This window comes from Klebsiella aerogenes KCTC 2190 (assembly GCF_000215745.1).
Lineage (GTDB): Bacteria > Pseudomonadota > Gammaproteobacteria > Enterobacterales > Enterobacteriaceae > Klebsiella > Klebsiella aerogenes.
The window spans coordinates 686,680-708,752 of the sequence record NC_015663.1 but is presented as its reverse complement, the minus strand read 5'-3'; the positions used below and the strand labels follow the sequence as shown (position 1 = coordinate 708,752).

Sequence of the window (22,073 nt, the reverse complement as noted above, 5' to 3'; positions counted from 1 at the left end):
CGGAAGCACGATTAATACGTTGTAATATAAGGTAGTTATATGCCTTGTTTTTTCTCATCCTGCTTATACTGGCCGAAGTACTATCCTCCGGCGCTCGCAATTTTTTCGCCAGGCATCTGTTAATTTTCTGTAAAAATCTGATCGCTGTCGGATTGTTGATCTTTTTCACGGCAGAGGGTTGCAGGCCAAGGTGTTCATCGTTTAAAGCTAACCAGCCTGCCTCCTTGATGATAAAAAAATAAGGTATCACATGCCCCATTTCACCCTGAAACAGCTCAAATACTTTGTTGCCGTCGTCGAGGCGGAAAGTATTGCTGAAGCCTCACGCCAGCTGCATATCGCGCAGCCGTCAATTTCCATTGCCGTGAAGACGCTGGAAGATATGTTTGAGCAGCAGTTTTTTATTCGCCACCATGCCCAGGGGGTATCAATGACCCCGAGCGGGCAGCGTTTTTATGAAAAAGCCAAAGAACTGCTGCGGCTCTCTTATCAATTTGAACAAAACTCGAAGGCCGATAATGAGCTGGTCTCCGGGATTATTTCCATCGGTTGTTTTGAGACCGCCGCGCCGCTGTATATGCCGTCATTGATGGCCGGGTTTAAGAAAATTTATCCCGAAATCACCATTAAAATTTACGACGGCGAGCAGCACGAGATTGCACACGGTCTGCACCGCGGGCGTTTTGACCTGGCTTTTCTCTACGACCTCGAACTGGATACCTCGATTTATACCGAGAGCCTCAACGCGCCGCAGAAACCCTATGCGTTGTTACCGGCGGACCATCCACTGGCGCAGCGGCACGCCGTACGGCTGTCCGAGCTGAGCAATCTGCCAATGATCCTGTTGGATGTGGTGCCAAGCAAAAACTACTTCATCAGCATTTTCAAAGATAAGGGCTACAACCCGCAGGTGGCCTACAGTTCGCCGTCGATTGAGATGGTGCGCTGCATGGTCGGCCAGGGGCTGGGCTTCTCGGTGCTGGTGACGCGTCCGGTGAATGACATGACCTATGACGGCCAGCAGGTACGCTGTGTGGAAATTCAGGATGAGATGGCGAATTCGGCGCTGGTGATGGCGCACCTGCGCAGTAGTGAACCGACTAAACCGACCAAACTGTTTATGGAATATTGCCGCAATGCGGTGTTGAGCCCGCCGCAGCAAGAAGTGAAAGTCGCCTGAATGAGTAAATTTACCCGCGATTAGCGCGGGTAAACATATTCATGCGGTATTTTCTGCATTTTATTGCCTATAAAAAAACGAGGTTCTGACGATATTTTCATGAGCCTCGAAAGTCATGGTTATTTTTCCTTTCAAAATCTCGTGCCTGAAAAATAAATACCGCGTATTCGCGTGGCGGAAATGGCCTGGCGGCGGGGCGAATCCGCTGCATCATTATTTTATTCTCAGGTACTAAATTTATAATAATTTACCTGTGCATAACGGTTTATTAACCTCGGTGATGAGCAGAACATCATCCGAAGGACACATATATGACCGTAGAAAAAATACAAATTGAGACGCTGGTTGTTGGCGGGGGGCAGGCCGGTATCGCCATGAGCGAGCACCTGAGTAAACAGGGTATTTCGCATCTGGTCGTGGAAAAGAATCGCATTGCCGAAGCCTGGCGTACCGGCCGCTGGGATTCGCTGGTGGCGAACGGCCCGGCATGGCATGACCGTTTTCCGGGCATGGAGTTTAAAGGCGGCGACCCCGATGCCTTTATTGCCAAGGATGATGTTGCGCAATACTTTGTCGATTATGTGCGCGAGTTTAATCTTCCGGTGCGTACCGGCGTGGAAGTCAAAAGTGCGGTGCGTAACCACGGGCGTCCGGGGTTTACCATTGAAACTACCGACGGCGTGATTGAAGCGCTGAATATTGTCGCGGCGACCGGGCCGTTCCAGAAGCCGGTTATCCCGCCGATCGCCCCGCGCGACAGCGCCATCCATCAAATTCATTCGGCGAAATATTACAACCCGCAACAACTGCCGGAAGGCGCGGTGCTGGTGGTGGGCGCGGGCTCGTCCGGTGTGCAAATCGCCGATGAACTGCAGCGCGCGGGCCGCAAGGTTTATCTGTCGGTCGGCGCCCATGACCGCCCGCCGCGCGCCTATCGTAACCGGGATTTCTGCTGGTGGCTGGGGGTGTTAGGCCTGTGGGATGCCCCGGCCAGCGAACCCGGTAAAGAGCACGTTACCATCGCGGTTAGCGGCGCGCACGGCGGCCACACCGTTGATTTCCGCGAGCTGGCGCATCGCGGTATCACGCTGGTTGGTCTCACCGAATCCTTCGCCGGGGGAACCGTCTCCTTTAAAAATAATCTCGTCGAAAACATTCGCCTCGGCGATGAAAACTATCTGGCGCTGCTGGATGCCGCCGATGCTTACATCGCCGCCAATGGCCTGGATTTACCGGAAGAGCCCGCCGCACGGCAATTCTTAGCGGACCCGGACTGCATGACGTCGCCGATCCTGTCGCTCGATCTGGCGCAGGCGGGGATTAACACCATTATCTGGGCCACCGGCTATGCGGTGGACTACAGCTGGCTCAACGTCAACGCTTTCAACGAACAGGGCCGTCCTCAGCATCAGCGCGGCGTCTCCAGCGAACCGGGTGTCTACTTCCTCGGCCTGCCGTGGTTATCGCGCCGGGGATCAACCTTTATCTGGGGCGTCTGGCACGACGCGAAGCATATCGCCGACCATATCGCCACCCGCCGTAAATATAGCCAGTACAAAGACGCCAGCCAGCGTTAATCATGACTTACTGAACAGGATAACCATTATGCCGACCCATACTCGTATTCGGATGTTCAATACCAAAGAGACTTACCCTAATCAGACGCTGGACAATGATTTATGTCAGGCGGTGCGCGCCGGTAATACCGTCTACGTTCGCGGCCAGGTAGGGACGGATTTTGCAGGCAATCTGGTGGGTCTTGGCGACCCGCGGGCGCAGGCGGAACAGGCGATGAAAAACGTCAAACAGCTTCTGGAAGAGGCGGGGAGCGACCTGTCGCATATCGTCAAAACCACCACCTATATTATCGATCCGCGCTATCGCGAACCGGTCTATCAGGAGGTAGGCAAGTGGCTAAAAGGCGTGTTCCCGATCTCCACCGGGCTGGTAATTTCCGCGCTGGCGCAACCGCAGTGGCTAATGGAAATTGATGTAATCGCCGTCATCCCTGATGACGCGGCGAAATAAGGAGGCAGAATGACATTTTCGATTGCCGCACGCTGCCCGGAAAGCGGGCAGTTTGGTATCGCGATCAGCTCTTCAAGCATTGCCGTCGGCGCCCGCTGCCCGTGGCTGCAGGCGGGGGTAGGGGCGGTATCGAGCCAGAACATTACCTTACCGGCGCTGGGGCAACTCACTCTGGCGCAGATGGAGCAGGGGCTGACGGCGGAGAAAGCGATGCGTCGGGCGCTGGCGGAAGACGACTTTAGCCGCTATCGGCAGATTATCGCCATCGACGCCAGCGGCCAGACCGCGTGGTTCAGCGGCGATAAAACGCTGGGGACCTGGCATGTTGTGCAGGGCGATAACTGTATCGCCGGCGGTAATATGCTGGCATCTGAAGCTGTTATTGCCGCGATGGCGGCAACGTTTTCGCAAACCGAAGGCGAGCTGGCGACGCGGCTGGTTGCCGCGCTGCAGGCCGGTGTAGCCGAGGGCGGCGAGGCCGGGCCGGTCCATTCGGCGGCGGTGAAGGTGGTGGATGATTACTCCTGGCCGCTGGTGGATCTGCGCGTCGACTGGAGTGAAACGGACCCGATTGGCGAGCTGGCGGCGCTGTGGCAGGCCTATGAACCGCAAATGCAGGCTTACGTGACGCGCGCGCTCGACCCGCGGGAGGCTCCCAGTTACGGAGTACCCGGCGATGAATAGTCGATTACAGGATATTCTGGCGCGGCTGCTGGCGTTTGACACCACCAGCCGCGAATCGAACCTGGCGATGATCGACGATATTGCCGATTATCTCCACGGCTTCGCAATCGAAACGCAGCTTTTTTATGATGCGGAAGGGCGAAAAGCTAATCTCTATGCACGACTGGGCCCTGCGGGGCCCGGCGGCGTTATGCTCTCCGGCCACACCGACGTGGTGCCGGTTGACGGCCAGCCATGGACGGTTCCCCCTTTTGCCCTCACGCAACGCGATGGCCGCTGCTACGGCCGCGGTAGCGCCGATATGAAAGGCTTCCTCGCCTGCGTACTGGCCGCCATTCCTGATTTTCTCGCCCAACCGCTACGCATGCCGCTGCACCTGGCTTTTTCCTACGATGAAGAGGTGGGATGTCTTGGCGTACGCAGCCTGGTCGCCCATCTGCAGGCGTCGGCAGAGAAACCGGCGATGTGCATCATCGGCGAGCCGACGGAGATGCGCCCGGTCTATGGTCACAAGGGGAAGCTGGCGATGCGCTGCGATGTTCACGGCCACGCATGCCACTCCGCTTACGCTCCTGATGGCGTGAATGCGATTGCCTGGGCGGCAAAACTGATTGGCCGCCTGGACGAGCTGGGCGAGCAGCTGGCGCTTCGCCAGGATACGCGTTTTGATCCGCCTTTCAGCACCCTGCAAGTGGGGGTGATTAAGGGTGGCGCGGCGTTGAATATTGTACCTCAGCACTGTCAGTTCGATTTTGAAATTCGCCATTTACCGGATGTGTCGCTCGATGACACCCTGGCCTCGCTGCAGGCGTATGCCGAAGGCGAACTGCTGCCAAAAATGCGCGCGACGGCGGCGGGATCGGCTATTACCTTTCAACCGCTCAGCCAGTATCCCGGCCTGTTGAGCGACCCGCAGTCGGCGTTCGCCGGCTGGCTGGCGCAGTGGGCCGAATGCGAGGATTTTTCAACGGTCGCTTTTGGCACCGAAGGCGGATTGTTTGATGAGGCCGGCGTGGCCACGCTTGTTTGTGGTCCGGGGAGTATGGAGCAGGGGCATAAGGCGGATGAGTTTGTTAGCGAGGCGCAGTTGGAAAAGTGCGCGCAGATGTTGAAAAACCTCTGCCGCTGGATGTCAGCTTAAACGCCGGCGCGCCGCGAAGGCGGCGCGCTTTCTTGTAGTCCTTAAACCTTCTCTTTTGCAAAAGCCATGCTTTTAACACTCTTCGCTTTCGAGAAATAATAATAGACCGGTGAGACCACCAATAAACCTATAATCCAGGAGAGATCCGCGCCGCCGAAGGTGAGGGCGATTGGCCCGGTATAAATTGAGGTCGACATAAACGGTACTTCGACCAGAATACCGAGGATATAGCAGGATATCGCCGTTGCATTAAAGTAGCCGTAAATACCGCCATCGCGTTTAAAGAAGGACTCAACGTGATATTCGCCATGGGCCACTAAATAATAATCGACCAGATTAATCGCCGTCCACGGCACCAGCACATACAGCAGCACGGTAATAAAGTTAGTGTAGATTAACAGGAAATTTTCCTGGCCATAGATGGCGAGGAATATCTCCAGCAGCATGGTCAAAATAGCGGTGATAATGCGTGCCCGCGCCATCGGCGACCAGCCGTCGATAAAGGTCTGGCCGAGCGTTAGGGTACAGAGTACGCCGCAGTACAGCATCATCGAATTGGTGGCGGCGATCCCCAGCGCCAGCACGATAATCACTATCGCCCCCATGCTGCCGGTCAGATCCATAATCCCTTGAATAATATCGTCATTACCGATACAAATCGCCACCAGTACCCCGAGCACCATCGGCAAATAGGAGCCGAGAATGCAGCCAAAATAGCTGGCGTAAAAGACGCTTTTATCGTTGGTGCTGTAGGGCATATAGCGGGAATAATCAGAGACATAGGGCGCATAGGCCAGCTGCCAGAGCGCGGCGATAGACACGGCGCCGAGGAAACCGACGATGTTGAAGCCGCCGCGGTCGGCAAAATCGCCCGGCAGGCCATGGATGAAGACTATCCACACGAAGGTTGCCGCCAGTACGATACCTGAAATCCACGACATTATCCGCGCGTAGGAGTGGATGATCTTATAGCCAAAGATGGTGGCAAACAGGCTTAGCGCGCCAACCACGATAATCCCAATGTCCGAGTTCATCGGCTGATAAATCGCGTGCATCGACTGCCCGCCGAGTACCAGACTGGAGGCGGTAAAGCCGATATACATTAGTACGACAATCGAGACCACCAGCACGGAGCCATAGGATCCGAACTGGCCCTTGGTCTGGACCATTTGCGGCACCCCGAGTTTTGGCCCCTGTGCCGAATGCAGCGCCATAAAGAGCCCGCCGACCAGACTGCCGATAAATAGCGCAATCACTGACCATAAAAAGGAAAGATGAAAAATCGTCACCGACATCGCGCCGGTGATGACCGTTAACAGCATAATGTTGGAGCCAAACCAAATGGTAAAGAGATCGCCTGGTTTGCCGTGACGCATATTTAAGGGGATTGGTCTGATGGTATTACTTTCAAGATTCTCGACATTAACAGATTGATGTTTTGTCATGGTGCTCTCTCATTATTTTGGTCTTCATCAGCGTAAGAGTGATATTTCAATGAGGAGTACAGCTAATCTACTCATCACAACATTTCATTCACCATTTTTACAACTCCGTATCATTTGCGAAATGACAAAAAATATCGGTGCTGGATATAAAAAAAATGCTTTACCTGGCGCTGGAAAAACGCCGCATTTGTGCGTTGCGCTATTTTTAGAGTTTTATGCTTTGTGCTTAATTTTTTACTGGCAAAGCAGCTGATGGTTTTTTATCGGGCAGATAAAACTCTGCCATATTGCGAGGGGATTAGAATGATGAACCATAGAGAGAAATAACAATTCCCTGTTTTTATTGCGGTCTAATGAGATAGATGTTTGACCCCATAAAATAATGGGGAAATAAAATAATTAGCTGATACATCATGACATTAGAATTGTCGTATTGAGTAACCTAAAGTCATACAGATAATGGGGATAAGGGCGTTATGCGAGGCGCTTCACAATAACCAACAGATAATCAATATAAGGGCAGGAATGCGACATCCTGCCCGAAAATAATTAATAACCGACTTTATAAACCCGTCCGCTTTGGATCCCTTCGACGCTGCGGCGGTAGGCCTGCGCCACCGCTGCGGCCGGTACGCTGGAGAAACCGGGGAAAAAGCCGTCATAGGCTTCGACGGATTCACTGAGCACGGTGGGGCTTATCAGGTTAATGCGGATCCCGCGCGGTAATTCACAGGCGGCGGCGCGAACGAAGCCGGCCAGTCCGACGTTAACGGTGGTGGCATTCACCCCTTGAGCGATGGGTTCATCGGCGACGATGCCGCTGATAAGGGTGATGGAACCACCATCGTTAAGATAATGCTGGCCGGTGAGGGCGAGGCGAATCTGCCCCAACAATTTATCCTGCAGTCCCTGGTCAAAATCGCGGTCGGTCATCGTGCTTAGCGGGCCAAAGTATAAGCTGCCGGCTGCTGAGACGATGGCATCGACCGGGCCAATTTTCTCGAACAGCGCCTGCACGCTGTGCTGCGAGGTGATATCAACCTGCTCGTCGCCGTGGGTGCGGCCAACGCGGATAACCTCATGTTGGCGGCTCAGTTCTTCCGCAACCACGCGGCCAACGGTACCGCTGGCGCCAATAACGATAATTTTCATCGCAAACTCCTCAGTGAAGTGAGCCTCTATTCTTTAATTAATCGATTGTCGGATAAACTGGCTAAAAGTTAGATGATTGCTAACCAGAGGTTTGTAATATGGACAAGCTGCGTGGAATGGAGACGTTTGTCGCGGTGGTGGAGTGCGGTAGCTTCACCGGCGCGGCGGCGCGTCTTGAGATGTCGGCGGTGATGGTCGGCAAATATATCGCCTTACTTGAAGGCCAGCTCGGCACCCGCCTGTTGGAGCGAAATACCCGCCGGCAAAGCCTGACCGATGCCGGGCGAGTCTATTTTGACGAGGCCAGACGGGTACTGGAGCAGGTGGCGAATGCCGAGCGTTCGGTTGAGCGATTACGGCTGGCCCCTGCCGGTACGCTACGGGTGAGCGCGCCGGTTTCTTTCGGCGCCAGCATTATCGCGCCGCTGACCGCCTCCTTTCTGCAGGCCTGGCCAGAGGTACGCGTCGAGCTTGATTTGACGAACCGCATGGTGGACCTGGTGGATGAGGGAATCGATCTGGCGATTCGCATCGGCGATATCCAGCGTACCGACCTGGTGGCGAAGTATCTCGCCCCTTATCGCATGGCGATCTGCGCGGCGCCGGATTATCTGGTGCGCCACGGCACGCCGCAGACACCCGCTGATTTAGCCGGGCATCAGTGTCTTTCGCATACGGTGTGGACCGCGCGCAACGAGTGGCGGCTGCCGGGCGCTGCGGAAGAGGTACGCTGGAAGCGCGATGCGGTGCTGCGCTGCAATGATGGCTACGCGCTGCGTATGGCGGCGGTGGCCGGCGCCGGGCTGTTATTGCAGCCGGAAGTGCTGCTGGCGGAAGATTTAGCCAATGGCCGACTGGTGCGTATTTTACAAAATTACACCCCGGAACCGAGGCCGATACACCTGCTGTGGCGCCAGGATCTGCGCCCGTTACCGAAACTTACCCGCTTCGTCGAACATTTGTTAAAGGAAGTGAACGGTATTTATAAGCTATGATTATCGTGTCTGATGAAAGCATTCATCGTGAAACAGTAATGGAGGTATGGATAGATGGGATTATTAAGTTTTGTGAAAGAAGCGGGCGAGAAGATCTGGGATGCCGTCTCCGGCTCCAGCAAGGAAGATCAGGCTGACAAGCTGAAAAAACATATTGATAGTCTTAACCTGCCTGGTGCCGAAAAGGTCAATATTGCCGTAGCGGACGATGGTACCGCGACGGTAACGGGCGACGTCGGCTCACAGGAAGATAAGGAAAAAATTCTGGTCGCGGTAGGTAACGTAACCGGGATTGGCCAGGTCAACGATAGCGTTACTGTGACGCAGAGCGGAGCGGAAAGTCGTTACTATACGGTTAAATCCGGTGATACCCTCAGCGCCATCTCGAAAGCGATGTATGGCTCCGCCAATGACTATCAGCGTATTTTTGAAGCCAATAAACCGATGCTGAAACATCCCGATAAGATCTATCCGGGGCAGGTACTGATTATCCCGGCGAAGTAAGCCGTGAATCAGGGATCAATAGCAACGTTTTGATGGAGACTGTAATGGGATTATTAGATCAAATCGGCGGCGTGCTTGGCGGGCAGGCTGGCAAAGCTGAACAACTTCAGGCGATCATGACCTGGATTGAACAGCAGGGCGGTATCCAGGGAATCCTGGAAAAATTCCGCAACGGCGGCTTAGGTGAAATCGTCGAGTCGTGGCTTAGTCAGCAGAGTAATATGTCGGTGAACAGCGATCAGATTACCTCGGTGTTCGGCTCGCCTGCGCTGCAGGATCTCGGCGCCAAACTGGGCGTTGATTCGCAAACCGCCTCATCGCTGATTGCGGAATACCTGCCAAAAATCGTCGATGGCCTGTCGCCGCAGGGCGAAGCGCCGGCCCAGGGCGACCTGGTCTCCGCAGGGCTTAATCTACTGAAAGGTAAGTTATTTAGTTAAACGCCTGCCGTTTGAGTTTTAACTTATCACATAATACGGGCCTGAATAACGGCCCGTATTTTATTATCCGCCATAAATTCACCGCCTCGTGATTATTTATTCTGTATTACTAATTGACAACTTACCGCTGCGTTGAAAATATCATTATTTAATCTTACCGGAACGGTTATGATAAATTTTTATGATATTTATCGGCGTCCTGCCGGGCTAATTAGTTTTTTTATTTTCTGTAGCCATAAACAAAGTAATTTACCCTTTCGCAAAATAATGCGCATTATCTCCAAAACATAAAAACACCTGCACATCACAACCATTATTAATGGTTCCTGACTTTGGAGAATGCTATGCCGACCAAAGAATCATCGCCGCCGCTTATTGAGAAGCACACCATTGGCTATATTCCGCCAGAAGATCGCCACGGTAAAACCCGCGATCTCTTTACCCTGTGGTTTGGCGGCAATATCGCGCCGCTGCCGATCGTTACAGGCGCCCTGGGGGTACAGATCTTTCATCTGAATCTGCTGTGGGGGATCGTTGCGATTTTAGTCGGCCATCTGGTTGGCGGGGCGCTGATGGCGCTGCACTCGGCGCAGGGGCCGCAGATGGGGATCCCGCAGATGATCCAGAGCCGCGCGCAGTTTGGATCTTTTGGTTCGCTGCTGGTGGTGGCGATCGCCGGGGTGATGTACGTCGGTTTCTTTGCCTCGAACATCGTGCTGGCCGGGCAGTCGCTGCACGGCATCGCCCCTGCCGTCCCACTGCCGGTGGGGATCGTGATCGGCGCGGTGGGATCCTGCGTGATTGGCATTATCGGCTACCGATGTATTCACATTCTCAACCGAATCGGCACCTGGGTGCTGGGCATCGGCATTATGGTCGGCTTTGGCTACATCTTCACGCATCTGCATACCGCCGATTTCTTAACCCGCGGCGGCTTTTCCTTCTCGGGCTGGCTGGCTACCGTGTCGCTGGCGGCGCTGTGGCAGATTGCCTTCGCCCCGTATGTTTCTGATTATTCGCGCTACCTGCCGGCGGATGTGCCCGTCGCCGCGACGTTCTGGACCACCTACCTTGGCTCGACGCTCGGTTCCAGCCTGTCGTTTATTTTCGGCGCGGTAGCGGTGCTGGCGACGCCGGTGGGGCTGGAAACCATGGATGCGGTAAAGTTGGCGACCGGTGCGATAGGCCCGTTGATGCTGGTGCTGTTCCTGCTGAGCGTCATCAGCCATAACGCGCTTAATCTGTATGGCGCGGTGATGTCGGTGATAACCCTGGTGCAAACCTTCCTGTGGCGCTGGATCCCCGGCAGCCGCAGCCGGGCGCTGCTGTCGGTTATCGTGCTTATTTGCTGTGTGGCGGCGGCGATCTTCGCCTCGGCTGACTTTATCAGCCACTTTATCGATCTCGTTCTGGCTCTGCTGGTGGTGCTGGTGCCGTGGACCGCGATTAACCTGATCGACTTCTACGCCATTCACAAGGGCAACTACGATATTAACTCGATATTTCAGGTGGATGGCGGCATCTATGGCCGTTACAACCCGCACGCGCTGCTGGCCTACGCCATCGGCATCCTGGTGCAGATCCCGTTTATGAATACCCCGCTATACGTTGGCCCGGTCTCGGCGTGGTTTAACGGCGCCGATCTCTCCTGGCTGGTCGGCCTGCTGGTGACCTCGCCGCTGTACTATTGGCTGGCAAGCCGCGATAGCGCCTGGCGTCGCCGTCAGGTTGGCCTCAAGCAGGCGATGGATTAAGTTATAAAGCGGAGCGCCGCTGGCTGGCCTTACGGTACTGCAGCGGCGTCTGGCGCATCATCTTTTTAAAACAGGTAATGAAGTAGGTCACCTCGCCAAATCCCACCGCCAATGCGATGGCATCAATGCTCTCATCGCTATTACGTAGCAGATCGCAACTGCGTTTTATTCGCCGGGTGAGCAAATATTCATGGATATTGCCGCCGGTCTGCTGACGAAAAACCCGCGAGGTATAGCTGCGTGAAAGTCCTAGGTCGCAAGCCAGCTGATCGAGAGAAAACTTGCTGGCATAGTGGGCTTCGATCCAGTTCATAATCCGCGAGGCGACGGTCTGCTGGCGCGGCGGGTAGCGTTGCGGCTGCTCGGGTAGAAACGTCATTAGTTGCATCATCAAAAACGCCACCTCGCAGGCGGTGGTCTGCTCGTTATCCTCCAGACGCTGAAACTGTTCAAGGATCCTTTCGATAAATGCCGCGTGCTCGCTGAGGTCGTAAATTTGCGCCGGCAGATTGCTGGCGGCCAGCGCCGCGAACTGGGCCTGATGGCGCGGGAAAGCGCTGAGCGCGCTCTCGACGACCGACTGCTCAATGTGCATGGTGGTGCGGTGATAAGGATTTTTATCGCTATGATCGACCTGCACTTTGTGCAAACGGAAGGGCGGAAAGATAAATAATCGCCCCGGACGGGCGGTGTAGTGCTGGTTATCCACCACCACGATGCCGTAGCCGCTGGATATATAAAGCAATTCGACGCATTGATGCCAGTGGTAGTAAAGCACGCTGGTGGTATACATGCGATTAAACGAAATGGCCTGCCGATCGAGCGTAATACGTTCCAGCAGTTGCGCTTCGCCCATTTTGCCTCCAGGACAATAGATTTAAATTTTTACGCCATCATTTGCAATTTATCCTCCGCGCGGCCGACAAAATCCAGCAAAAATGAAATGGCGGTTTAATTTTGTGAGTCCGCTCACTCAGCGCCGGGAATAAAAGCGGTTACTCTTCATCCAGACGTCGCGCACGTGGCTTGATAAAAGCCTAATAACAATAACTTACCTCTATCCTCGTGTTATACGGGAGGACCCTGTGCAACCTGAAAACATTCATCTGGATAACCCACTGACAAGCCGGGAAGAGGTGCTACGGCTGGTCAATGAAATGTTGAACGCGGTGGCGCCTTATTTTAAAAACGACGCCAGCCGCATTGATTTAGCGAACTTCACCGCTCACTACGGCCAGCAGGTCGCGAGCATGGAAACCTTTTCCCGGCTGCTGTGGGGTGTGACGCCGCTGTTGGCTGGCGGCAGCGAGCCGCAGCATTTCTCCTTCTATTTACAGGCGATAAAAAACGGCACCAATCCGCAGCATGCCGATTACTGGGGCGAAGTCGCGCCTTACGATCAACGCATTGTCGAGATGGCGGCTTACGGACTATTGCTGGCGCTGGCGGGCGAAACCGTACTGGCGCACTTCACTGCTGCGGAAAAAGAGAATTTATGGCGCTGGTTAAAGCAGTGCGAGACCCAGGATATCCCGGATAATAACTGGCACTTCTTTCCGATTCTGGTGCAGGTTGGCTTTCATTATTGCGGTATGCCGACCAATCCGCAGGCGCGGGAAGATCATTTCGCCGCCATGGAACGTTACTACCTCGGCGATGGCTGGTACTCGGACGGTCCGGGCCGCCCGCGCGACTATTACATTTCGATGGGCTTCCATTTCTATGGCCTGATTTACGCGAAGCTGATGGCTGATGTCGATCCGCAGCGCTGTGCGGAACTGCGTCAGCGGGCCGCGCATTTCTCCTCTGACTTCATCCATTTCTTTGCCGATGACGGCGCGGCGATCCCGTTCGGCCGTAGTCTGACCTATCGCTTTGCCGAAGCGGCGTTCTGGAGCGCGGCGGCCTTCGCCGGGCTGGAAGTCTTTTCGCCGGGCGTGATGAAAGGCATCGTGTTGCGCCACCTGCGCTGGTGGCTGAAGCAGCCGATGTTCGACCGCGACGGCGTACTGAGCGTTGGCTACAGCTACCCGAACCTGGCGATGGCGGAAGATTACAACGCGCCGGGTTCACCGTACTGGGGGCTGAAAACCATGCTGGTGCTGGCGTTAGGCGAGGGCGACGCCTTCTGGCAGGCGGCTGAGTTGCCGCTGCCGCCGCTGCCCGCGCAGCACACAATAGCCCATGCGGATCAGGTGCTGGTACATCAGGCCGATCACCTGTGGATGCTAACTTCCGGCCAGCTGGAGCTGAACAACTTCGTTAATACCGAAGCGAAATACTGCAAATTTGCCTACTCCACCCGTTTTGGTTTCACCATTGAGCGGGGGCGCTACGGGTTGAACCATGCCGCCCCCGATTCGATGCTGCTGCTGGCCGAAAAGGATAATTACTGGCGCGGCCGCCGCGAATGCCAGCAGGTGGTCACCGCTGATGGCGTCATTTACAGCCGCTGGCTGCCATGGCGCGACGTGGTGATTGATAGCTGGCTACTGGCGCTGGGCGACTGGCAGCTGCGCGTCCATCGTATAACTACCCACCGCGCGCTGGATTGCGCGGAAGGCGGCTTTAGCCTGGCGAACCGTCCGCTGCCGCAGGCGCAGGAGCGTGACGGCGCCAGCTGCTTACGCAACGCCCGCGATATCTCGGCAATTTTCTGTTTACATCCGCACACCCGCCGTGGCGAGACGGTACTGACGCCGCCGAACAGCAATCTGTTGTTCGCCGAACGCGCGGCGGTGCCGGTGCTGCGCGGCGAGCTTGATGCGGGGACGCATTGCCTGGTAAGCGCGGTATGGGCGGGGAATGCCGCCGACTTCGAACCGCAACACTGCCCACAGGCCTTCATTAGCGATGACGCGGTACGCTTCGTGACGGCACGACAAGAAACGACGCTCGTTCTCGCCCCGGAGGCATCGCTATGAGCACATCATCGTCCGTACGCGCCGCGCAGTACAAAATGAGTACCTTTATTTTTCTCTATTTTTTCACCTGGTCATCCAGCTTTGGCCTGTACGCGCTGTGGCTGAGCCAGAAGGTAGGTCTCGATAGCATTACCATCGGCAGCGTGTTCGCCATTAATGGCGTTTTCGCGGTGGTCCTGAAACCGGTGTACGGCTACATCATGGACAAAATCGGCATGAGTAAGTGGCTGCTCTATTTTGTCTGCGCCATTTCCGCGCTGATGGCGCCGTTCTTCGCGCTGGTGTACCAGCCGCTGCTGCAAAGCCACGCGACGCTGGGGATTATCATCGGCGCGCTGTATTTGAGCCTTGGCTGGTACGCCGGGGTGGCGGCTTCCGAATCTTATGCCGACCGCTTTAGCCGTCTGTACGGGCTGGAGTTTGGCCGTATCAGAATGTGGGGTTCGCTGGGCTGGGCGATGGCGGCTTCGGTCTCCGGACTGCTGTTTAACTTCACGCCGCTGGCTAACTTTTTGCTCAGTAGCGGCACCTCGGTACTGATGCTGCTGGTGCTGATTAGCCTTAAAATCGGTGATGAACAGCTGCGCAATAACAACGTCATTTCCGCGAATAAGATCGTCTTTGCCGATGTGTTGATGCTGCTGAAAAATCGCAAATTCTGGATGTTCAGCCTCTACGTCGCCGGAGTCGCGTGGATGATGTTCATCGCCGAGCAGCAGTTCCCGCGCTATTTCGTCTCGTTCTTTGCCACCAAAGAGCAGGGCAACGCCTGGTACGGCTATCTGAGTACCGTCCAGTCGGGGATGGAGTTCGTGATGATGATGTTTATCCCGTGGCTGGTGAACCATTATGGCGCCAAGCGCGGCCTGCTGTTCTGCGGCTGCGTGGTGGGGGCGCGGCTGATTGCCTCCGGCCTGACCAACGACCCGATTGTCATCTCCATCATCAAACCGTTTTACGGCGTTGAGATCGCGCTGCTGCTGATTTCAGTTTTCAAATACATCGCCGAACACTTCCATCGTCGGGTTAACGCCACGATGTACCTGCTGGGTTACCAGGCAATGATTTACGTCGGATCGATTGTGGTCGCGCCGCCGGCGGGTTACCTGTACGACAAAATCGGCTTTGAGCATACCTATCTGCTGATGGGCTGCTGCGCCCTGACGTTTACGCTGATTTCCGCTTTTACGCTATCGCGCTGCCAGTCGAAGCGCGATGCCTCACGACCCTTTACTCCGGCTTTAGATACCGCCTCGGTTGAACCGGCCAAACATTAATTCAGGAGTTGTTATGACCAAATCTGTTATCACCGAAGCGCTGCGGCCGATAGAACTGCATCAGGTTGACCGCCTGGCGTTGAGCCAGAAGCTGGAAGACGCGCTGGACCGCGTGACGCGCAAGCTGGACAAAAATATCGTTGCCTTCGGCGATAAGTTCCCCGGTGAAGCCTGTGAAAACGGCATCTGGCCGCGTACCGATAACGTAGAGTGGACCACCAGTTTTTGGCCGGGCCAGCTGTGGCTGGCGTGGGAGATGACCGGCAAAGCGCACTACCGCGAAGCCGCCGAGCGCTATTTATCGTCGTTCGCCCGGCGTATTGAGCAGCGTATCGACACCGCGACTCACGACCTCGGCTTCCTTTATTCGCTCTCCTGCATCAGCGCCTGGCGGCTCACCGGCAATGAAGCCGCTCGCCAGTCGGCGCTGCTGGCTGCAGAGCGCCTGATGGAGCGTTTTAACCCGACGGCCAAAATTATCCAGGCGTGGGGCGACTTAAACGATCCGGAGCAGCAGGGGCGAATGATCATCGACTGCAATATGAACCTGCCGCTGCTGTACTGGGCCAGCGAGCAGACCGGCGACCCGCGCTACGCGCAGGCGGCAACGGCGCACGCCGGGCAGGCGGCAAACTATATCGTGCGTGAAGACGCTTCGACTTATCACACCTACTATATGGATGTGCAGACCGGCGAGCCGCGCTTTGGTAACACTCATCAGGGCTACAGCGATACCTCATGCTGGTCGCGCGGCCAGGCGTGGGGCATTTACGGTTTCCTGCTGAGCTATCAGCACACCGGCGATAAGCAGATGGTTGAGCTGTCGCGCAGCCTGGCGCACTACTTCCTCAACCGCCTGCCGGAAGATGATGTCTGCCATTGGGATCTGGCGTTGCTCGGCACCGATGCCGTGCGCGACAGTTCGGCGGCTGCGATTGCCGCCTGCGGCCTGCTGGAGCTGGTTAAGGCGTTGCCAACGCTCGACGCCAACCGCGCGTATTACGAAGAGATGGCGCTGCGTATTGCGCTGTCACTGACCGACAACTACCTGGCCCACGACGACACACCGACCGAAGGGTTGCTGCAGCACTCGGTATATCACATGGGCAGCGGCAAGGGCGTCGATCAATGCTGTAGCTGGGGTGACTATTTCTATCTTGAGCTGCTGGCGCGGCTGCGACAGATTTGGTACCCGTACTGGTAACCCTCAAGGAATGGAGAGCGAGATGAAAAGCGTAGCCGTGTTATTAGCCCCCGGGTTTGAAGAGGGGGAAGCGATAGTCACTATCGATATCCTGCGCCGTCTGAATATTGCGGTGCAGACAATTGCCTGCGGCGAGAGTCGCGAGGTGGTGAGCTACCACGCTATCCCGATGATAGCGGATAGCACCCTGAAGGCCAGCTTCGATCAAACCTTTGATGCCGTGGTGTTGCCGGGAGGCCCGGAAGGCAGTGTTAATCTGGCGAAAAGCGCGGAGGTCATTGCCTTCGTTCGCCGCCACGATGAAGCGGGTAAATATATCTGCCCGATTTGCTCCGCCGCCGCCCGCGTGCTGGGCGGCAATGGGCTGCTGAAGGGGCGTCGCTATGTCTGTTCCGGCGATCTTTGGCAGCAGGTGAGCGATGGCGTGTACGTGGACGCCGACGTTGTGGAAGACGGCAATCTGCTCAGCGGCCGGGGGCTGGGCAAGGTATTTGATTTTGCTTTCACCCTGGCGGCGCGGTTACAGGGCGATGAAGCGCCGGCGCGCGAACAGGCGGAACATATTTATTATCCGTGGTAGAGGAAAATAGCCAGTGACTGCTAAAGGCGCCTTAGTGGCGCCTTTTACTTTTGTAGCGCCCTCTCATGTCGCCTGGTTATTAGCGCGTCAAGGATTGCCTTAATCTTACTTAAATGATATTAATTATCATTCTCATAATAAAAACATAATAACAATATTAATACCTGGCAAGGATGTGAGCTTAACGAACAACCACTTTAAGTTAGGCATGAATTAGGGAATAGGTATGAGAATTAACAAGATCCTCTGGCCGCTCACCGCGCTTGTGGTAGGGCTGAATAGCCCGCTATCCGCCGCCAAATCTTCCGACGATAGCGATGAAACGCTGGTCGTTGAAGCCACCGCAGAACAAGTACTTAAGCAGCAGCCGGGCGTTTCAATTATTACCAGCGAAGATATTAAAAAGGACCCTCCGGTCAACGACCTCTCCGATATTATTCGCAAAATGCCGGGGGTGAACCTCACCGGCAACAGCGCGTCAGGCACCCGCGGTAATAACCGCCAAATCGATATTCGCGGTATGGGGCCGGAAAACACCTTAATCCTCATTGATGGCGTCCCGGTGACCTCGCGTAACTCCGTACGCTATAGCTGGCGCGGCGAGCGTGATACCCGCGGCGATACTAACTGGGTACCGCCGGAACAGGTTGAACGTATCGAAGTCATTCGCGGCCCGGCGGCGGCGCGCTATGGCTCCGGCGCGGCGGGCGGGGTGGTGAATATCATTACTAAACGCCCAACCAATGACTGGCATGGCTCGCTCTCGTTATACACCAACCAACCTGAAAGCAGCGATGAAGGGGCCACCCGACGCGCCAACTTTAGCCTGAGCGGGCCGCTGGCCGGCGATGCGTTGACGATGCGTTTGTACGGCAACCTGAATAAAACCGATGCCGACAGCTGGGATATTAACTCTTCCGCGGGGACGAAAAACGCCGCCGGCCACGAAGGGGTACGCAACAAAGATATTAACGGCGTCGTCTCCTGGAAAGTGAATCCGCAGCAAATTCTCGATTTTGAAGCAGGATATAGCCGTCAGGGTAATATCTACGCCGGCGATACGCAAAATAGCTCTTCCAGCGCGGTGACCGAAAGCCTGGCGAAATCTGGCGCAGAGACTAACCGCCTGTATCGGCAGAATTACGGTATTACCCATAATGGGGTCTGGGATTGGGGGCAAAGCCGCTTTGGAGTCTATTACGAAAAAACCAATAACACCCGTATGGATGAAGGTTTATCCGGCGGCGGCGAAGGGCGTATTTCGGCGGATGAGAAATTCACCACTAACCGCCTGACCTCCTGGCGCACCAGCGGCGAACTCAATATTCCGCTGGATCTATGGGTCGATCAGACTCTGACCGTTGGCGCGGAGTGGAACCGCGATGAGCTTGACGATCCCTCTTCTACTGGTTTATCGGTAAATGATAATAACATTGGCGGTATTCCCGGTTCAGCGGCGGATCGCAGCAGTAAAAATCATTCACAAATTAGCGCCATCTATTTTGAAGATAATATTGAACCGACGCCCGGAACCAATATTATTCCCGGCCTGCGTTTTGATTATCTTAATGAGTCCGGCGGCAACTTTAGCCCCAGCCTGAACCTGTCGCAGGAATTAGGTGATTACTTCAAAATTAAAGCCGGGATTGCCAGAACCTTTAAAGCGCCAAACCTCTATCAATCCAGCGAAGGCTATCTGCTCTATTCGAAAGGCAACGGTTGCCCTAAAGATATTACTTCAGGCGGCTGCTACCTGATTGGTAATAAAGATCTCGATCCGGAAATCAGCGTGAATAAAGAGATCGGCCTGGAGTTTGCCCTCGACGATTATCATGCCAGCGTGACTTATTTCCGTAACGATTATCAGAATAAGATTGTGGCCGGCGATGATATTATCGGGCAAACCGCTTCCGGCGCTTATATCCTCCAGTGGCAGAACGGCGGTAAAGCGTTAGTGGACGGCATTGAAGCCAGTATGGCGTTCCCGCTGGTGAAGGATCGTCTGAAATGGAATACCAACGCCACTTACATGATTACCTCGGAACAAAAAGATACCGGCAACCCGCTCTCGGTTATTCCGAAATACACCATCAACAACTCCCTGGACTGGACGATTACCCAGGCATTTTCCGCCAGCGTCAACTGGACGCTGTATGGTAGACAAAAACCGCGTACCCATGCGGAGTCGCGCAGCGAAGATACCGGCGGCCTGTCGGGTAAAGAGCTGGGGGCTTATTCGCTGGTTGGTACCAACTTTAATTACGATATTAATAAAAATCTGCGTCTGAACGTGGGGGTCAGCAATATCTTCGATAAACAGATCTATCGTTCATCCGAAGGGGCGAATACCTATAACGAACCCGGTCGGGCCTATTATGCCGGAGTGACGGCGACATTCTGATCGCATCGTCATCAGTATACTGCCCGCAACCGCGCGGGCAGTATCAACGCTGGGTTAAGGACAACTATGCTGGTTGGACGCTTTTTCGCGACTCATATCCAGCAGCGCGCTGTGGAATGAGGCGTTAAACATCGGCCCGTGCCCCAGGCCAGGGAAATCCCAAAAGGCGGCATTAACCTCTTTCTCTTTCAGCGTGGCGAGGGCGGCATGTACTTTAGTTAGCACTTCAGCGGCGTGCGTTGCCCGGTTATCACCCGGCGTCGCCGAACCCTCCATAATGGCCAGGCTTTTGGCGCAATATGATGCAGGCTCGACCGCCGTGATTCGGTTCAGCAGGGCAAAGTTGTCCCGGCCAAGCGAAGGACTGGCGCTGTAATATGAATGGAAGAACGAGGACGAAAGCCAGGAGTCGAGCGCGAACAGGCCGCCGTATGAGTGGCCCCACAGGCCGCGGCGCTGTGGGTTGATTTTCAGCCCTTGCTCCGCCTTAGCGGCTATACGCGTTTCCAGTAATTGACGGAAGTCTTCACTGCCGCCGCTTTTGCGGCCAACATATGTTTCATTATTCTTTCTGACTGCTGGCGTATAGTCGTAGGCCCGGCCGTTAAGATCGAATGGCAGGTTGGTCTGATAACCGACCGCGACGATCACCGGCGGCGATTGCGCCGCCAGCTGCTTGAGTAGTTCGTCAGACAGGCGATCCATTACCGCATTACCATCAAGCATATATAGCACGGGATAGCCCGTTGGTGGCGCGGCTTTATTCGGTATGGCCTTCCATACCCGATAGTGGCGAGCGCCGTCGGCGGAATCGAACTGATTGACGCTGAAGTGGTAAAACGCTGAACCCTTATCGGCGATATTGGGCCCCAACGGCTGCATATCCGGTTTTGCTAAGCCTGAAGCGCTATAGCTGAGGGTGAGGCAAGAAAGAACGGCAAAAAGCGCCTTGCGCGGGCGCGTAGAGCGAGACTCGCGGGCATACATCTGATGATTATTCCTTTTCCGCAGGTGAAATTTTCGTTATTCAGAAAGCACATACAGTTGCCTGAAAGCGCTTGCTGGTCAAGTCAACCCTGCAGTAAGCCGAGCCCATCAAGCAAGGCGCCGCGCCACCAGGCGTAATCGTGCCCGCCGGTGTAAATGGCACAATGACTATCAACGCCGGACGCCTGTAGCTGCTGATGAAGCCGCTGGACGTGAGGCACCGTCGAACCTTCCAGTGAGCCCACACACAGGCGGATACGGACAGTACGCGGCGGCGCAGACAACACATGTTCGCTGACCCAAGAAGTATCGGTTGCGCTAAATAAATGGGGGCGACTGCCGCCATCTGGCGTCCACCACATAGAAGGCGAATGGCTGAGCACCAGACCGAAAGTTTCCGGCGCATGGCGGGCGGCCATCAGCGCGCTGACGCCGCCGAGGCTCTGCCCGGCCAGGACGGTGCGTGAGCGATCCGCCCATTTTTGTCGCGGCTGTTCGCGGCGAATGGTCGGCAGGAGATGTTCCGCGACGTCCCGTATCAGTTCGCTGCGCCCGCCGAGTATCGTGGTGCGCTCGCGCTCATCGATATTGTCGATGCCCAGCAGCGCCACGGGAACAATGCGGCGGCTATCGATCGCGGCGTCGATGGCTGCGCACACCCCAAGATGATCGAACCAGGTTTCGCCATCGGGTAGCACCACCAGCCCCAACGGCTGCGACTTATCAACCGCGGGCAGGTACAGACGCACCTGCCGTGATTGCCCGGCAACGATCCGTTCTGAGGTCAGCAAGGTGCCGGCGTGGCGGCCTCCGCGCCATTCGGATTGAGCGGGGGCGTTATCAAGCGCCAGCACCGACTCCCGCACGCCGTCGCGAATAGCGATCCCCGGCGTCTTATTGAGCGGATCGGCCTGTCCGGCGAGAGCGGCAAAGCGGCTCCCAAGCTGATTAACAACCTCTTCCGGCGTGCCTGGCGGGATCTCCACCAGTGAATAAGAGCCGCAATAGCTGGCCGGCAGGCGCAGCGTCAGGGTCCAGATATCCGTTGCGGGAATCTGGGTCATCAGCCCTTTTGCCACCTGTTCTTTGTCGGTTACCCGGTTTAATCGCAGATAAACGCCTCTGAGCGGATGGCGGGCGCGACACAAAAAAGTGACTTCACGTTCATCGGCTGCGCCGTCCACCGTTGTTACTAGCGGTACCGGCAGCGATGTGGCCTGCTGCCAGAAATGAGAAAGATCGGTAATGTTGCCGGTAGCCAACTGGCGGCGCAGGCCGGCGATAGCCGCTGAAACCGGCGGATGTGGATTGATATTGAACATTCTATCTCTTTGAAAAATAATGCTACCAGTAAAAATAGCTAAAGCGGCTGTTCAG

At 55.5% G+C, this 22,073-nt stretch carries 20 protein-coding genes; 15 read left to right on the top strand and 5 right to left on the bottom strand.

The window, feature by feature from the left end; all coding sequences use genetic code 11:
• Positions 1-250 precede the first annotated feature (250 nt).
• From EAE_RS03455 to argE, 5 genes are all read left to right on the top strand, one after another.
• Positions 251-1,180, top strand: coding sequence for a LysR substrate-binding domain-containing protein (locus EAE_RS03455; protein ID WP_015703484.1), 930 nt, complete (start codon positions 251-253; stop codon positions 1,178-1,180).
• A 311-nt stretch (positions 1,181-1,491) separates the two neighbouring features.
• The gene (locus EAE_RS03450) at positions 1,492-2,757 is read left to right on the top strand and encodes a flavin-containing monooxygenase (RefSeq protein ID WP_015703482.1); all 1,266 of its coding nucleotides are present in this window, start codon (positions 1,492-1,494) and stop codon (positions 2,755-2,757) included.
• Between the two features lie 28 nt (positions 2,758-2,785).
• Positions 2,786-3,208: a RidA family protein gene (locus EAE_RS03445; protein WP_015369686.1), complete on the top strand. Its 423-nt coding sequence runs from the start codon at positions 2,786-2,788 to the stop codon at positions 3,206-3,208.
• A gap of 9 nt (positions 3,209-3,217) precedes the next feature.
• Complete coding sequence (locus tag EAE_RS03440) at positions 3,218-3,892, top strand: DUF1028 domain-containing protein (protein ID WP_015703481.1); 675 nt, start codon at positions 3,218-3,220, stop codon at positions 3,890-3,892.
• Positions 3,885-5,033, top strand: coding sequence for an acetylornithine deacetylase (gene argE, locus EAE_RS03435; RefSeq protein ID WP_015703480.1), 1,149 nt, complete (start codon positions 3,885-3,887; stop codon positions 5,031-5,033). The genes EAE_RS03440 and argE overlap by 8 nt, the downstream gene beginning before the upstream one ends.
• 41 nt (positions 5,034-5,074) lie before the next feature.
• On the opposite strand, the gene EAE_RS03430 is transcribed toward argE, so the two are convergent.
• The gene (locus EAE_RS03430; RefSeq protein ID WP_015703479.1) at positions 5,075-6,478 is read right to left on the bottom strand and encodes a purine-cytosine permease family protein; all 1,404 of its coding nucleotides are present in this window, start codon (positions 6,476-6,478) and stop codon (positions 5,075-5,077) included.
• Here EAE_RS03430 and EAE_RS03425 point away from each other — a divergent pair.
• Positions 6,477-6,731: a hypothetical protein gene (locus EAE_RS03425; protein WP_126337396.1), complete on the top strand. Its 255-nt coding sequence runs from the start codon at positions 6,477-6,479 to the stop codon at positions 6,729-6,731. The genes EAE_RS03430 and EAE_RS03425 overlap by 2 nt on opposite strands.
• A 296-nt stretch (positions 6,732-7,027) precedes the next feature.
• Here the strand turns inward: EAE_RS03425 and EAE_RS03420 are convergent, their stop codons facing one another.
• Positions 7,028-7,630, bottom strand: a complete 603-nt coding sequence (locus EAE_RS03420; RefSeq protein WP_015703478.1) for a short chain dehydrogenase — start codon at positions 7,628-7,630, stop codon at positions 7,028-7,030.
• A 98-nt stretch (positions 7,631-7,728) separates the two neighbouring features.
• Between EAE_RS03420 and EAE_RS03415 the strand changes: the two genes are divergently transcribed.
• From EAE_RS03415 to EAE_RS03400, 4 genes are all read left to right on the top strand, one after another.
• Positions 7,729-8,625: a LysR family transcriptional regulator gene (locus tag EAE_RS03415; RefSeq protein WP_015703477.1), complete on the top strand. Its 897-nt coding sequence runs from the start codon at positions 7,729-7,731 to the stop codon at positions 8,623-8,625.
• 54 nt (positions 8,626-8,679) lie between these two features.
• On the top strand, positions 8,680-9,129 hold the full coding sequence (gene lysM / locus EAE_RS03410; RefSeq protein ID WP_015369692.1) for a peptidoglycan-binding protein LysM: 450 nt from the start codon (positions 8,680-8,682) through the stop codon (positions 9,127-9,129).
• Between the two features lie 32 nt (positions 9,130-9,161).
• The gene (locus EAE_RS03405; protein ID WP_075208698.1) at positions 9,162-9,569 is read left to right on the top strand and encodes a YidB family protein; all 408 of its coding nucleotides are present in this window, start codon (positions 9,162-9,164) and stop codon (positions 9,567-9,569) included.
• A 344-nt stretch (positions 9,570-9,913) separates the two neighbouring features.
• Positions 9,914-11,323, top strand: coding sequence for a purine-cytosine permease family protein (locus EAE_RS03400; RefSeq protein ID WP_015703476.1), 1,410 nt, complete (start codon positions 9,914-9,916; stop codon positions 11,321-11,323).
• A gap of 1 nt (position 11,324) precedes the next feature.
• Here the strand turns inward: EAE_RS03400 and EAE_RS03395 are convergent, their stop codons facing one another.
• Positions 11,325-12,179: an AraC family transcriptional regulator gene (locus EAE_RS03395; RefSeq protein ID WP_015369696.1), complete on the bottom strand. Its 855-nt coding sequence runs from the start codon at positions 12,177-12,179 to the stop codon at positions 11,325-11,327.
• A gap of 229 nt (positions 12,180-12,408) precedes the next feature.
• Here EAE_RS03395 and EAE_RS03390 point away from each other — a divergent pair, with 229 nt between their 5' ends.
• The 5 genes from EAE_RS03390 (at position 12,409) to iroN (ending at position 19,709) form a co-directional block, all read left to right on the top strand.
• The gene (locus EAE_RS03390; RefSeq protein WP_015703475.1) at positions 12,409-14,247 is read left to right on the top strand and encodes a DUF2264 domain-containing protein; all 1,839 of its coding nucleotides are present in this window, start codon (positions 12,409-12,411) and stop codon (positions 14,245-14,247) included.
• Positions 14,244-15,524, top strand: coding sequence for an oligosaccharide MFS transporter (locus EAE_RS03385; protein WP_015369698.1), 1,281 nt, complete (start codon positions 14,244-14,246; stop codon positions 15,522-15,524). Before EAE_RS03390 ends, EAE_RS03385 begins: the two co-directional genes overlap by 4 nt.
• A gap of 13 nt (positions 15,525-15,537) precedes the next feature.
• Positions 15,538-16,728, top strand: coding sequence for a glycoside hydrolase family 88 protein (locus tag EAE_RS03380; protein WP_015703474.1), 1,191 nt, complete (start codon positions 15,538-15,540; stop codon positions 16,726-16,728).
• A gap of 22 nt (positions 16,729-16,750) precedes the next feature.
• Entirely contained in the window at positions 16,751-17,308 is a 558-nt protein-coding gene (locus EAE_RS03375; RefSeq protein ID WP_015369700.1) for a DJ-1/PfpI family protein, read from the top strand.
• 226 nt (positions 17,309-17,534) lie between these two features.
• Complete coding sequence (gene iroN / locus EAE_RS03370; RefSeq protein WP_015703473.1) at positions 17,535-19,709, top strand: siderophore salmochelin receptor IroN; 2,175 nt, start codon at positions 17,535-17,537, stop codon at positions 19,707-19,709.
• Between the two features lie 54 nt (positions 19,710-19,763).
• On the opposite strand, the gene EAE_RS03365 is transcribed toward iroN, so the two are convergent.
• Both EAE_RS03365 and EAE_RS03360 read right to left on the bottom strand, forming a co-directional pair.
• Complete coding sequence (locus EAE_RS03365) at positions 19,764-20,696, bottom strand: alpha/beta hydrolase (RefSeq protein WP_015703472.1); 933 nt, start codon at positions 20,694-20,696, stop codon at positions 19,764-19,766.
• Positions 20,697-20,779: 83 nt separating this feature from the next.
• Entirely contained in the window at positions 20,780-22,018 is a 1,239-nt protein-coding gene (locus EAE_RS03360) for an alpha/beta hydrolase-fold protein (RefSeq protein ID WP_015703471.1), read from the bottom strand.
• Positions 22,019-22,073: the final 55 nt, after the last annotated feature.